Consider the following 12,578-nt stretch of genomic DNA (forward strand, 5'->3'; position numbering starts at 1 on the left):
TGAATTACCTGGTCTTGTAGATGTGCACTTCATGGTCTTGGTTGATTTTATAGTTAAAGGAAGCAGTTAATTGGAGGGCTTGCAGCGCCTGTTCAATGGTCTCATTCTCGAAAATTACCCTGAACCGGTAATTGGCTACTTTCTCATCTTCCAGCACCATTTTCACGTTGAACCATCGCTCCATTTTATCGGCCATTTCCTGGAACGACTCACCGTTGAACATCAGCTTATTATATACCCATGCGGTTTCGGGCAGGGTACTGTCGGGCAAATTGTGCGGTACGCTGGAGATGGCCATATTGGTTTCGGTGGCGTTGGCGGTTACATGCGATTTGTCTGTAGTGGCAGTGAAAGTAGAATCTTCTTTACGGTACACCAGTTTTTCGTGGGGGTGCAGGTAAACTTTGGGGCCATCGGGACTATCCTTCCTGGCTACTTCAATCAAGCCCCTGATGAGGGTGGCTTCAATGGTATTGGACTGGGGGTAGGACTTCACATTGAATGCCGTGCCCAGTACGCGGATGTCGATTCCGGAAGTGTGCACGATGAATGGATGACGCGGATCTTTCACCACATCGAAAAAGCCTTCACCGGTTAGTTCCACTTCGCGTACAGAGCCGTTGAAATGATCGTTGTACGTTAGCTTGCTGTCAGAGTTGAGCCAAACAGTAGTGCCATCGGGCAATCGCAATTTGGAGCGGGCGCCTTTATTGGCTGTTATTTCATTCTTTTTTGGTGAAGTAGTGGCTGTGGCTGTTTTACTGCTGCCAGACCAAAGCCAGTAGGCGGGTCCGATAATCAGGACTGCTGCGGCTGCATATTGCCACCATCGTCTTTTCATCAGATGAACAAGCGGCCGTTGAACAACAATAGGCGTTTCCTCATCTTCCCGCAGCGCTTTTTCCATCAACTGGTTAAAATGATTGCCCGATGCTGTTGTATCGTTGGGGTTATTATCGTTGTTGTGTGATTGCCAGTAATTGGAAAGGATATCAAAAAAATACTGATCCTGCGGATGGTTGGCCAAATGCGCATGCAACTGTGCCAGTTCTTCTTCACTGGCTTCGCCGGAAAGATGGCGACTGATTAGTTCGGTCAATTTGTCGTTCTGCATGGCTGCGCAATCGATGTCTTACTATAAAGACCGGGAGAAAAGAGAATCTCCCTAAAGCGCGTCCTGATTTTTTTTGGTTTTTTTGAAATCCGGGAAGCCATCGAAATGGGGACGGAGCACCTGGCTGAGTTTTTTAATAGCGATAACCATTTGTGCATCTACCGTTTTCTCGGAAATATGGAGGATCTCTGATACCTCTTTATAGCGAAGGTTGTCTTCCCGTACCAGTTTGAAGATCATTTTGCAACGGGGCGGGAGTGCTTCAACAGCGTCATGAATTTTGCGCAGCATCTCGCCTGTGATCATTTGCTTTTCGGCATTATATTCCTCGGCTATTTCAATATCGATATCGTCAAAAGCGCCGCCAATCTGCTGGTTGGCTTTTGCCGAAAGGTAGCTGAATGCCTTGTTTTTTACAGCGGTATAAAGGTAAACGCGCAGGTTTTGTATGCCGGGAAGCTGTTCCCGCTGCTTCCAGATGTTCACCAATACTTCGTCTACCACTTCTGTAGCGCCGTCTTTGGTTTTTACAATGGCTTTGGCAAAAAGAAAGAGTTTTTGAAAATACAGATTATACAGCTCGCGGAATGCGACCTGGTTGCCACGAGCAATCTCGTGCAAAACATCATCATGTGTGATACGATATGACATTGGCAAGAACCTGTTTCGTGCAAAACGGGAATAAAGTTACGGAAATTACATATGAATCGAATTTATCGATCCTCATTGCGCAAAATGCATATCCTTTTGTTGTTCTTTTCTTCAAAGATTTTTTTGGAGAATAATCCCTTCCAATACCTTGCAGCGCTCATGGGCACTGCAATACCGCACCATTCCCATATCCATACGCTTAATATTATTCCTTCAATAACCACATATACGTTGAAATATTTCGGTAAAGACCACAGGTGCAATAAGCAGGCATACATGCCGGCCGCCCACAGCAGGTTGGAATAAATGATGCTAAACCGAATGTATTTAACGTGCATAGTGTTGAAGCGCTGGCGACAACTTTCCACCAGGTATTCCCTTAATTCATAAAAAGCAACGATTACAAAATATTGCACTCCAAGCATCATGAGTTTGCCAACCATGAAAACCCTGCCTGCCCAGTCCATTGCGAAAGGTCCAACGCCGAACAGCAGGAATTTGATGCTGACAGCCATGCAAAACATGCCCAAGGTCATGGTCAGCAGGATGGTGGGGAAGGCTCTTATGTAATGGACTAAGTACATATAATGTTAAAAATAAATAAATTATTTAATAAAAAATGCACTGTAAATAATTGCAAACATGATTTATTGTTATTATTTTTCTGCCAAACCTGCTTATGGAAGAAAATGCCCTTGCTGTAGTTAACGACCAGCTTTTTCAGGCAATCGAGGCTGGTGACGAGCTTCCTGAACTGAACAAACAGGAAGAAAAGAAAGTAATGGAGCATGTAAACAAGCTGTCGCTGCGTTTCATGCGAGATGCCATAAAGATGGCTGGCATAAAATCAATGAACCTGCTGGTGCGTACGGCTCAAAGTTGTATGCATACTTTGCTCAACTACCTGCACCGGAAACAATTGAAGAACCATACCAAACTACGCAGCCGCATACAGGATGCGCTCTGCTCTTTTTTGTATTCATTGAAAGATCATTATACCGATCATTTCGATCACAACGGCAGCATGCCACTGCCTGTATGGTTGCCTTTGCATGAAAAACTGATACAGGCCATCGGTCCGGGTGAGGATAGTGTATTCGAGGGCATGGAATATGAATTGCTAAGCGTGGTGAAGAACAGCCTGGAAGATATTGGCAACGGTAAAACACCCAGCTACCGGATGGCCGATTACTGGACAATGCTGTTGGAAAAAGTGAGTACTGCGCTGCCGGGTAGCGGCAATACCACGCTGCGCGCCATCTTCACACTGGTTGCTTATAATTTCAACAGCGCGCGTTTTGTTCAATACCTGGTAGACCGTTATATGGCGGGCCTTCCCACAGCAGGCAATGCGCTCGAACAATGGAAGCATAACCTCTTACATGTAAACAGGATCATTGAAGTGCCGGGTTATGCGCTCTATGTAAATGCAGCTTCCTGTAAACATACCCTCACCAACATTATACAAACCGAAATTGCCGCCTGCAATTTTACCAGGGAAGGTGAAACTTTTATGGCTTCACAGCCTTTTTTGAAGTATGGTCTTTCTGTGCAACAGTTGGCTCTTTTTCTCCGGGTACAGGTAGAAGCGGGTGTATTGGTTTGCGATAACGTTACTGAATTTTTTAAGACCATGTGCCTGCATAGTTGCACTACACGTGCCGATGGACTTTCGGCTGAAAGCTTGCTGAAGAAATACTACGAAAAAGACAGGGGCAGTATTATGATCCTGCTCGAGTACAATGCCAGGATGCACAATCTTTTAAAAAGCTATCTGCGATAAAGCAGTTTTTTCGGCATTTCTTCGGGACCGCTTCTGGGCCGCTTCGCACCTGCTTCGGGATTGATTCGGGTTTCCTTCGCACCTGCTTCGGTGTTTCTTCGGGATTGCTTCGGGAATTTGCGAAGCGATCCCGAAGCGGTCTCGAAGGATCTCCGAAGGAAACCCGAATCAATCCCGAATCGATCCCGGGAGACAGTCGAAGAACGCTCGAAACGCTCCCGAAGCAGCTTCGAACCACCGAACTATTTTCCTTCTACAGACCATTGAATATCAACCAATTAATAGGGGTGGCGCCACCCCTGCCACCCCCGGTGCGCCTATCCGGTTGCTAGTTTTACATCGTTAACAATCAGCGCTGAGCCTGCTGCAGCGGGCACTAACAAAAACCATTTTTTAACCAATTTAAACTTAAAAACTATGTCTACTATTCTTCAGGGCTTACTGGGCGCATTTTCGGGTAAAACAGGACCGGTGATCGGTTCTTCCTGGAAAGGTCGTCCTGTGATGAGAGCCCGTCCTGCTTTTAAAAAGAACAGGACATTTTCACAATCCCAATTAGACCAGCAGGAAAAATTCAAACTCATGTCAACCTTCCTGCGAGGCCTCGATGAGCTGCTGATGGTAACCTTTGCGCCATCGAGTGGAGAGAAAACCGGTGTGAATGCCGCTTTGTCTTATAACCTGAAAGAAGCGATTGGCGGACTGGCTTCGCCCTTCTCCATCGATTACCCGAAAGTGCGTATCAGTGACGGAAGCCTTTCCATTGCCACCAAGCCCGAGATTGCTGCCTTGCCGGGCAGCAACCTGCGGTTCAACTGGACTTATGATCCTGCTGTAGCCAAAACAAATCCTTTGGATAAAGCGGTGATCGTGCTGTTCAGCGAAGCAATCGGTCAGTTCTTTTATGTAAAAGACGGAGCTCCGCGCATGGCGGGTGAAATGACCATCAACGTGGGTGTATTTTCCGGGGAAACAGTGCATGTATGGACGCTGTTCTTAACGGAAGATGAAACAAGCGCGTCGAAGAGTCTTTACGGTGGAACCGTTGCCATTGCGCCGTAGGCGAAGGAAACCCTATTACTAATGACCGGTCCCTAATCTGCTATGAGCAGTAAGGGGACCGATTCAAAAAACAAACAGTTATGAAAGAAGTAATGAAAAGGGCTTCCGCGCCCACGCCTTCGTTCTTTATCAAACTTCGCAATATAGGGGTGGCGCTTGCCGGTATTTCGGCAGCCATTCTTACCGCGCCTGTTACGATGCCTGCAGCATTGGTAACCATGGCGGGTTATGCGGCGGTGGCCGGCTCGGTCATCGGTGCGGTGAGCCAGTTGGTGAAGAAAGAGGAGTGATGCTTGGGTGAAATGAGGGCCTGTCTCGGAAACGGGGCAGGCTTTTTATTTTGTGCTCACTAATAACTCGCGCACGTTTACATCCAACACTTTCGCAATCTCGAATAAACGTTCAACGGTTGGCTGCATGTTATTAGTGCACCACTTTGAAACCGTATTGATATTTACATTTAACTGCTCAGCCAACCAGTTATTATTCCGCCCTTTTTCGGCTAAAACAGCTTTGATCCTATTGTATCCTTGTCCCATAAAACAACCTTTAAAGTAGATTTATGTGTAAAATAGGGATAATGTGGATTAGGTATTTATACCTAAAAAATGCTTTTTAGGGATTATTTTATAAATAATAAACAGTTAATTATGCTTTGTAGGCATAATAATATTATTTTCGAGTTGTAAAACACTGAACTATGAAATCGAATTTTCCAACTCAAGCATGCTACTCTCAGCCGTTTCGGCTGGGCGAAGAAGAATTACAAAACCCCGATAGGGTTATAGCCTGTTTTTTTAACGCTTACCCTCTTTCGATTGCCAAGCAACAATTGTGTAATTGTGTAGAAGTAGCGCTTTCGACAGACAATCCTTTTTATACCGATGCCGATGACCGAGCCGATCTATTACGGTTTTATCACTTTCTAGAAGAATTGTTGGAAGCGGCTTATGCAATGAAACAATATGTTCATTGAGAAAGCAGCATTTTGTAGGATATCATAACTTCGTTAAAACGAGAATACGCAAGTGAAAACGGAACTGAATTGAATGCTCTGTTACCAAAAATGAGTCCTTTAAATCCTCAGTATTTAACAAAAAAGCAAAAGGTATTTCAAAAGTTAACTTTGTTCATTGAAAAATTTAAAGGTGTAGGTGGGCAACTTTAAATAAGGAGAAAATAGAATTTGAGTAAAGCGAAAATTACATTTTAACTATGGCGGAAAAAAATCAAAATAACGACATCATATTTTACGCTTCACCCGAAGGCAATGTAAACATTGAAGTGATTTATAACAACGAAACCTTTTGGCTTTCTCAAAAGCGTATGGCTGATCTTTTTGGGTGCAGTACCGATAATATTTCATTGCATATCAAAAATATCTTCAAAGACAAGGAGTTAGATCCTAATTCAGTTGCCGAGGAAATCTCGGCTACTGCTGCCGATGGCAAAAATTATAAAACCAAGTTTTACAACTTAGATGCCATTATAGCCGTTGGCTACCGGGTAAACAGCTATCAGGCTACTCAGTTCCGTATTTGGGCTACCAAAACCCTGAGAGAGTTCATTATCAAAGGCTTTGTATTGGACGATGAAAGGCTCAAACAGGGCAAACGCTTTGGCAAAGATTACTTTGATGAACTCTTGGAACGTATCCGGGAGATACGGGCAAGCGAAAGGCGTTTTTACCTCAAAATAACCGACATATACGAGCAGTGCAGCATTGATTATAATAAGGAAGCAGAAATAACGCAGAAGTTCTTTAAAACGGTTCAGAACAAACTGCATTGGGCTATTACAGGAAAAACAGCAGCCGAACTGATTGCAGACCGTGCCAATGCCTCACAGCCCAATATGGGCTTAACCACCTGGAAGAATGCACCCAAAGGCAAAGTTTTGAAAACGGACATTGGTACGGCTAAGAACTACTTGCAGGAAAAGGAAATCAAAGAACTGGAACGCATCGTTACCATGTACCTTGATTTTGCCGAACTGCAAGCCGAAAGGCAAATCCCTATGAAAATGGCTGATTGGGTTACACGGTTAGATGCTTTTCTTCAATTCAACGAATACAACATACTCAAAGATGCCGGAAAAGTAAGCCACGATGTAGCAATGAAACTGGCAGAGAAAGAGTACAGCAAATTCAGGGTAATTCAAGACCGCAATTTTGAAAGTGATTTTGACAAGGAAGTGAAAAAGATTACCAACAAGCCAAAAAAGAAAAAATAATAAAATCAAAATTCCAGACACTGACCTTTTCACATCAAAAAATCCTTTACATTTTCCGGGGTGATAACCTGTTTAGGAACCGGGTGATACTGATCTGTGAAGGTTGACGGGAATCTTGCTTTCGATGCAGCGCTCCACTTACATTCAAAAGCGTGTAATACATATGAACGAATTAAAAGGTCGGCTACATTCTCAGATGAGGCAAATCAGTATAAACGAATAATTTGTTATGTTTTTCACTAAAAATATAACAGATCCGGAACTGGTTATTAGATCAGAATCACTTGCCTGTCGGGTAGTTATAAAATACAAGCCTTGTGGCAAAATTCGAACGTTGGGTATCAGCTTAAGTTATCACCTTATTGTAAACTCAATTTCTTTTCATAAATTTGACTAATCATGACCTACCAGGTTGACATATTAAATCCAAAGGCTGACAAATTACTGCGAGACCTTGCAGATTTGAAATTAATCGCCCTCACAGAGGCTTCGAGCGATCCATTTATGAGCGTTATCAAGCGCCTACGCAAAAAGGCTTCGACGAAACCACCGACTTTAGAAGAGATTACAAAAGAGGTAGAAAATGTAAGGTCAAAAAGGTATGCCGGCAAAAGCGGAGTTTATTACTGTGACTTCAGTAATTGACATTTGTCGCGACCCAAAAGATAATTTTCTTTTAGCTTTAGCCACGATGGATATGCAACACATTTACTAACTGGCGACAAAGATCTTTTGGTCTTAGAAAAAGTTGGTAAAACAAAGATTCTTACGATTACAGAATATGTCTCTAAAAAGTAGCACGACCGCCCTACAATCGGATTTGAAACATGGATGAATGCCTTTTGAAAAAACGCGGTTACCATTCCTGGACTAATTTCTCTGAAACCCACTAAAATCAGCCCAAGTCATTTTCTGCATCGGCAAATAAACAACCTTGCGTCATCACGAGCGTAGCCGAGGGACCTCACCAATCCTCAATGATTTACATTGATTATCAGCAGATTTCATTTGCCTTTGCTTGCCCTTCCTTGCCTTTAGCAGCCATATTCCAGGTACTATTCTGTTACTACTCTTGATTCGTAACAGATTTGGGAAATAGCGGACAGATTATGGGCAACAATGATACAGTATGATACATAAACAGATACTGGTGATACGGTAGTTGACAGGTGATGAGGTTGCAAGGAGAATGTTAGCTAAAAAATTATACATACAATTATTTTTAACTAATTTGTAGAATGGATGAACAGATGGCTACAAATGAAAAATCATCAACAATAGAGGAAGCGTTTAAGCAAGAAGATATTGCTAAATACAAAGATGAACTAATAACGATACTTCATAAGAGTCAAGAAAACTTTGAGAAACAGCTATCGTATATAAGTGCAGGGACTTTAGCTTTATCAATCGGATTTATAAAAGATGTAATTAAAAATATCGCTAAAGCGGAATATAAATGGTTGTTGAATTTAGGCTGGGTATTATTAGGGGCGACTTTGTTAATTAATTGCATTTCACATATTCGAGCAGCAGATCTTCATAACAGAACTATCAGTGAAATAAATGATGGAAATTATGATCATGAAAGAATTAAAAAAAGATATGAAGAAGTGAGTCGAGTGAACTGGTTTACTGTAACTACACTTATTTTAGGACTAATATTCATTATAATTTTCGTAACAATAAATATTTACCATGAGTAAAACGAGTAAACCCACATCAACTCCTAATAATGGAGATAAAGGACTACGGCCATCTTCACCACCAAAGCCAACAGGACTTCCACAAAAGCATAGTTATCAACCGTCTTCACCACCTCCTAACCCTGTTAAAATACCACCAAAAGGGAAATGAAAAGTATTGGTTATAAAACAATTTAGCTATGACACAGACTAATTGGATAACAATATCAGGAAAAGCAGAAGTAAAGGATAATACAATAAAATATAAATCTGAGACCTTTAAAAATCAGCTTGCTAAGGAAGAAATTTTGTCTTCAGTTGTAAAATCTAATATTAGCTTTGATAATGGAGAAATATCATTTAAAATCATCTCGAAAAGCCAATATGGACGGTGTCAGGTTATTTTCAACTATGATGATGCCCCAATGATTTTGGTTGGACTTAACGTGAATAATGGGCTTTATGGAATTACAAAGTATAATAGAAGTAATAATAATTTTGAGCCATTATCAATAACGGGAATGCAAGAGACATTTCAATCAAAACAGGAATATGCATTTAAAATAAAAGTATACGGCTCCATAATTGAATTATTTGTTAATGACGTTCTTGTATCGACTGCATATGAACAATTAAATCAGTCTCAAATAACATTCTTTTTTTCGTCTACCGATGAGATAATGGTTCGCGACATAAGGATAAGTACCAAAAAACCCAAAGCATTTATAGTAATGCAGTTTACAGAAGAATATAATCAATTGTATAACGAGGTTATTAAGCCAGTTGTTGAAGAATTTGGCTTTGAATGCGAGAGAGCAGATGAAGCGCATACGACTAATCCAATTTTACAAGATATAATCCAATCTATTAGACAAAGTTCTGTAATTATAGCTGACATCACTCCAAATAATCCAAACGTCTTTTATGAAGTTGGCTATGCACATGCAACCAGTAAGCCAACAATATTGCTATGCGACAGAAAAAGAGATAAGCTCCCTTTTGACATTTCAGGATTCAGGACGCTCTTTTATGATAACACTATTGCCGGTAAAACAGCAGTAGAAAAGAGGTTGAAGAAATATCTAGAAGCACAGACGAATAATTGAAAATGATACACAATGACATGGAAATTGATAATTTAGACGGTTACATAGTTGCGATTTTGAGATAATATATTATTTTGTATATTTCAGAACTGTCAGACGTTATAAAAACCTGCATAATGACGCTAATAGTATCTTGGATAGGAGTTGACGACAAAAAGGATAAAAAGGAAATCGCTTCAATTTACATTTCGTCCGACAGTAGATACACTTGGGGTAACTCAGGTAGATATGATTATGGAATAAAAGTTTTTGGATCGACAAAGTTTCCTGAGATATTTGGTTTTTGTGGTGATGTAATGTTCCCCTCAATGATCCTTGGACAAATAATTCCTCAAATAGACAATGGTATTTTGCTTGAGAATTCTGACAATGCAGAAATGAAAAGCGATAAAATATTTTCCTACATAAGCACCTCATTCGATAGTTATCCCTCAAAATTTATTGGCGACAGTTTCACAATTCTCCACGGAACAAGATTTGAAAAGGCTTTTAAACTATTCAAAACAATATTGGGGCCAGATAAGAAGTTGAAGAAAGAAGAAATTTTCCTGGGAAATATTTCTACCAAAGTATTTAGCGGTGGTTCTGGAGCAAAGGAGTTTGACCAAAATTGGCTGCAATGGGAAAGAGAAAAACATAATGATTATAGGACAAGTAGAGCCGTTTATCATTGTTTGCACAAAACCCTCAAAGAGATAAAAGACCCGCAGACAGGTGGACTTTCTCAAATTGTAGGACTTTACAGGAACAAGAACGCAAGATTATTTGGAATTGTTGAGAATGAAAAAAAAATACATTTATGGAAAAGAAAGTTCGGAAGATATAAACTCAGCAAGTATTGAATGGAGAAATGAGAATTTTGAGCGTGTGAATCCCGAAACATTGAAAATATTTGACGGTGCACAGAGACAACCTTCATAAAGAAGCAACTCCCTGACTCTCCACAAATTTTAAACAAGACATTTGGGGAGGTTGAGGCGACTGGTAGTTTAACGGCTACCATCAGGGTATTTTAAGAGCCAACTGTGGTGTAATTTAGATAGCATATCCACAACTAAGTGGAAGGACCTGGGGCGGAGCCAGGCGGCTTTTAACTGAGACAAAAGAAGAAAAACAGCTGAAACTCCGTTTTTATGTTTGTGACTAAATGCAAACTCGATTGTATTGATCAATTAATTCCAATTTAGACATAAAAATTAAAAATAGAAAATATGAACAAAAGGTTAATGGGGACTTTTTATTTTAAACGGCATTGTATGGAAATCTTATTGGTGAATTTACAAACAATGAAAGTGAAGAAGTAACATCAGAATCTGCCTCGCTTTCTGGTGAAAGTATCGATTATGAAGGGACTTATAGTTCAACATGGTTCGATGTTGAACCACATTCTTTAATATTGAACATAAGACGAAATCAGGAAAAATATAAATTTAGTTGGGTAGAACTTGATAGACAAAGTTATGAAGGAGAAGGAATATTAGTTGACGAAATGTTAATAGGGCATTACAGGATGTTATAATAAATCCTAAAGTTGTTATTAAAAAAATTGAATCACCTCGGCCTTCTCCTTTAACTGTTTACAGAAACATATTTTTTTATAAAATTCGTAAGAAAAATTGGGACGATTTAAAAATATAGAAATAAAAGGACTACTGATAAAGGACTTTGAAGAGATTTTACTTGAAAGAATTAACGAAGTTATCAAATCATCTGACCTTTCAAAAGAGGAAGTGCTCAAAAAAATGGCACCTAAGTTTGAAGAACTTCTTTTTCAATATGAAGAAAGTATTTCAACATTTTATCTGAACAATCACGAATTTAACTTAGATGATTTCCTAAAAAAACATTTTAATAATCAAAAGGAGATTGCAAAACAGAATAAGGAATCCTTTGTAGCATTTATCCTTTATATTAATGGTTGCTTTGTTATTTATAGAAAAATTATAGAACGACTGAGGAGAAAAAAAATTGACAGTATCCTTAAAATGACTGTTTCACTTTATGGTTTAGTTATAAGACGTGCAGATGAAATTGTGAACCAATTATTAGCTGGGTATATTGATGGCGCTATGATCATTTGGCGTTCTCTTTATGAGAATGCAATCGTTCTTTTGGTTCTCGCACTTGAAAATGACAATGGGCTTGCAGATAAATATTTTCAGCATTCAGTACGAAATTCAAAAAGAAAAATATTAAGTTTTAACAAAAATCATAAGGAGCTTAAGTTTCCTGCACTGCCTAAATCAACTGAATTAAAATTGCAGAAAGGAATCGAAAAAGTCAATAAGCAATATGGGAAAGATTTTTTAGAAAATGAGTATGGATGGGCAGACGATTTATTTAGTGGAAAGCAAAAAGCAAACTTTATGCTTTTAGAAGAGCGAGTTGAGATGAATAGATTTAGGCCATATTATATTTTATGTTGTGAACAGGTTCATTCAAATTTCAACGGCCTTAAAAGTTTCATGGACGGAAATAAAATTATATTGCCAAGACTTTTGCAACAAGACTTTGAACTGACTAAATTTATAGACCCAATGCAGTTTACAATCAGTATTCTTCATGAGGTTAATGACTATATCCTTTATGAATTTTCAATTGAAGAGGAATATAATGTGAATGTTTTGCTAATGAAGAAAGTATTTGAAAAACAACAGAAGACATTTGATCTCCCGAAGCGAAAAAATAAACAATAAGAAGGATTTTTTAAAGAAAAGATATTGCTATGAGATTGATTTTTCCCTTTAGAAATATAACTATTAACACGATATTAGATTTTTTTGAAAAAAAGAAGCTCAACGAATTTAATGATATCAAGAGTGGGAAGAATACATGGCAAGAAGAGTTTTTTAATAACGCGTTGTGCTATTGAAAAATATTTGATAATCAATGAAGCAAAAAATGTTGTGTCGTTGTCTAGGTAAGTGACCAAACCAACCAAAACACGT

At 39.5% G+C, this 12,578-nt stretch carries 16 protein-coding genes; 12 read left to right on the forward strand and 4 right to left on the reverse strand.

What is annotated here, in order from left to right; translation table 11 throughout:
* Positions 1–4 precede the first annotated feature (4 nt).
* The 3 genes from BLU98_RS06655 to BLU98_RS06665 all read right to left on the reverse strand — a co-directional run bounded on the left by BLU98_RS06655 (position 5) and on the right by BLU98_RS06665 (position 2,349).
* Positions 5–1,114, reverse strand: coding sequence for a FecR family protein (locus tag BLU98_RS06655; RefSeq protein WP_092723247.1), 1,110 nt, complete (start codon positions 1,112–1,114; stop codon positions 5–7).
* 51 nt (positions 1,115–1,165) lie between these two features.
* Positions 1,166–1,765: an RNA polymerase sigma-70 factor gene (locus tag BLU98_RS06660; protein WP_092723248.1), complete on the reverse strand. Its 600-nt coding sequence runs from the start codon at positions 1,763–1,765 to the stop codon at positions 1,166–1,168.
* Positions 1,766–1,827: 62 nt separating this feature from the next.
* Positions 1,828–2,349, reverse strand: a complete 522-nt coding sequence (locus tag BLU98_RS06665) for a hypothetical protein (RefSeq protein ID WP_092723249.1) — start codon at positions 2,347–2,349, stop codon at positions 1,828–1,830.
* Positions 2,350–2,444: 95 nt separating this feature from the next.
* Between BLU98_RS06665 and BLU98_RS06670 the strand changes: the two genes are divergently transcribed.
* The 3 genes from BLU98_RS06670 to BLU98_RS06680 all read left to right on the forward strand — a co-directional run bounded on the left by BLU98_RS06670 (position 2,445) and on the right by BLU98_RS06680 (position 4,900).
* Positions 2,445–3,548 carry a hypothetical protein gene (locus BLU98_RS06670; protein ID WP_092723250.1) on the forward strand — a complete coding sequence of 368 codons (1,104 nt, stop codon included), beginning with the start codon at positions 2,445–2,447 and terminating at the stop codon, positions 3,546–3,548.
* Between the two features lie 417 nt (positions 3,549–3,965).
* Positions 3,966–4,610: a DUF6266 family protein gene (locus BLU98_RS06675; protein WP_092723251.1), complete on the forward strand. Its 645-nt coding sequence runs from the start codon at positions 3,966–3,968 to the stop codon at positions 4,608–4,610.
* An 80-nt stretch (positions 4,611–4,690) separates the two neighbouring features.
* On the forward strand, positions 4,691–4,900 hold the full coding sequence (locus tag BLU98_RS06680) for a hypothetical protein (RefSeq protein ID WP_026772797.1): 210 nt from the start codon (positions 4,691–4,693) through the stop codon (positions 4,898–4,900).
* Between the two features lie 45 nt (positions 4,901–4,945).
* Here BLU98_RS06680 and BLU98_RS06685 read toward each other — a convergent pair whose 3' ends face one another.
* Positions 4,946–5,149, reverse strand: coding sequence for a helix-turn-helix transcriptional regulator (locus BLU98_RS06685; protein WP_092723252.1), 204 nt, complete (start codon positions 5,147–5,149; stop codon positions 4,946–4,948).
* 161 nt (positions 5,150–5,310) lie between these two features.
* Here BLU98_RS06685 and BLU98_RS06690 point away from each other — a divergent pair, with 161 nt between their 5' ends.
* The 9 genes from BLU98_RS06690 to BLU98_RS06725 all read left to right on the forward strand — a co-directional run bounded on the left by BLU98_RS06690 (position 5,311) and on the right by BLU98_RS06725 (position 12,326).
* Positions 5,311–5,586: a hypothetical protein gene (locus tag BLU98_RS06690; protein WP_092723253.1), complete on the forward strand. Its 276-nt coding sequence runs from the start codon at positions 5,311–5,313 to the stop codon at positions 5,584–5,586.
* 24 nt (positions 5,587–5,610) lie between these two features.
* Entirely contained in the window at positions 5,611–5,778 is a 168-nt protein-coding gene (locus tag BLU98_RS18060) for a type I restriction endonuclease subunit R, EcoR124 family (RefSeq protein WP_371937783.1), read from the forward strand.
* 47 nt (positions 5,779–5,825) lie between these two features.
* Positions 5,826–6,842, forward strand: coding sequence for a virulence RhuM family protein (locus BLU98_RS06695; RefSeq protein WP_092723254.1), 1,017 nt, complete (start codon positions 5,826–5,828; stop codon positions 6,840–6,842).
* A 399-nt stretch (positions 6,843–7,241) separates the two neighbouring features.
* Complete coding sequence (locus BLU98_RS06700) at positions 7,242–7,487, forward strand: hypothetical protein (protein WP_257574770.1); 246 nt, start codon at positions 7,242–7,244, stop codon at positions 7,485–7,487.
* 593 nt (positions 7,488–8,080) lie between these two features.
* Positions 8,081–8,545 (forward strand): hypothetical protein, encoded by a 465-nt coding sequence (locus tag BLU98_RS06705; protein ID WP_092723256.1) that lies wholly within the window; start codon positions 8,081–8,083, stop codon positions 8,543–8,545.
* 179 nt (positions 8,546–8,724) lie between these two features.
* Positions 8,725–9,630 carry a nucleoside 2-deoxyribosyltransferase gene (locus BLU98_RS06710; RefSeq protein ID WP_092723257.1) on the forward strand — a complete coding sequence of 302 codons (906 nt, stop codon included), beginning with the start codon at positions 8,725–8,727 and terminating at the stop codon, positions 9,628–9,630.
* Between the two features lie 116 nt (positions 9,631–9,746).
* Positions 9,747–10,472, forward strand: coding sequence for a hypothetical protein (locus BLU98_RS06715; RefSeq protein WP_092723258.1), 726 nt, complete (start codon positions 9,747–9,749; stop codon positions 10,470–10,472).
* Between the two features lie 410 nt (positions 10,473–10,882).
* On the forward strand, positions 10,883–11,149 hold the full coding sequence (locus BLU98_RS06720) for a hypothetical protein (RefSeq protein WP_092723259.1): 267 nt from the start codon (positions 10,883–10,885) through the stop codon (positions 11,147–11,149).
* A gap of 97 nt (positions 11,150–11,246) precedes the next feature.
* Positions 11,247–12,326, forward strand: coding sequence for a DUF5677 domain-containing protein (locus BLU98_RS06725; RefSeq protein WP_092723260.1), 1,080 nt, complete (start codon positions 11,247–11,249; stop codon positions 12,324–12,326).
* Positions 12,327–12,578 lie beyond the last annotated feature (252 nt).

The sequence above is a fragment of the Hydrobacter penzbergensis genome, from assembly GCF_900106985.1.
GTDB lineage: Bacteria > Bacteroidota > Bacteroidia > Chitinophagales > Chitinophagaceae > Sediminibacterium > Sediminibacterium magnilacihabitans.

Excerpts from the sequence above, each read along its gene's own strand:
- BLU98_RS06705 (WP_092723256.1), top strand. The coding sequence starts at position 8,081 with ATGGATGAACAGATGGCTACAAATGAAAAATCATCAACAATAGAGGAA.
- BLU98_RS06685 (WP_092723252.1), bottom strand. The coding sequence starts at position 5,149 with ATGGGACAAGGATACAATAGGATCAAAGCTGTTTTAGCCGAAAAAGGG.
- BLU98_RS06665 (WP_092723249.1), bottom strand. The coding sequence starts at position 2,349 with ATGTACTTAGTCCATTACATAAGAGCCTTCCCCACCATCCTGCTGACC.
- BLU98_RS06690 (WP_092723253.1), top strand. The coding sequence starts at position 5,311 with ATGAAATCGAATTTTCCAACTCAAGCATGCTACTCTCAGCCGTTTCGG.
- BLU98_RS06700 (WP_257574770.1), top strand. The coding sequence starts at position 7,242 with ATGACCTACCAGGTTGACATATTAAATCCAAAGGCTGACAAATTACTG.
- BLU98_RS06710 (WP_092723257.1), top strand. The coding sequence starts at position 8,725 with ATGACACAGACTAATTGGATAACAATATCAGGAAAAGCAGAAGTAAAG.
- BLU98_RS06660 (WP_092723248.1), bottom strand. The coding sequence starts at position 1,765 with ATGTCATATCGTATCACACATGATGATGTTTTGCACGAGATTGCTCGT.
- BLU98_RS06675 (WP_092723251.1), top strand. The coding sequence starts at position 3,966 with ATGTCTACTATTCTTCAGGGCTTACTGGGCGCATTTTCGGGTAAAACA.
- BLU98_RS06670 (WP_092723250.1), top strand. The coding sequence starts at position 2,445 with ATGGAAGAAAATGCCCTTGCTGTAGTTAACGACCAGCTTTTTCAGGCA.
- BLU98_RS06715 (WP_092723258.1), top strand. The coding sequence starts at position 9,747 with ATGACGCTAATAGTATCTTGGATAGGAGTTGACGACAAAAAGGATAAA.
- BLU98_RS06695 (WP_092723254.1), top strand. The coding sequence starts at position 5,826 with ATGGCGGAAAAAAATCAAAATAACGACATCATATTTTACGCTTCACCC.
- BLU98_RS06680 (WP_026772797.1), top strand. The coding sequence starts at position 4,691 with ATGAAAGAAGTAATGAAAAGGGCTTCCGCGCCCACGCCTTCGTTCTTT.
- BLU98_RS06655 (WP_092723247.1), bottom strand. The coding sequence starts at position 1,114 with ATGCAGAACGACAAATTGACCGAACTAATCAGTCGCCATCTTTCCGGC.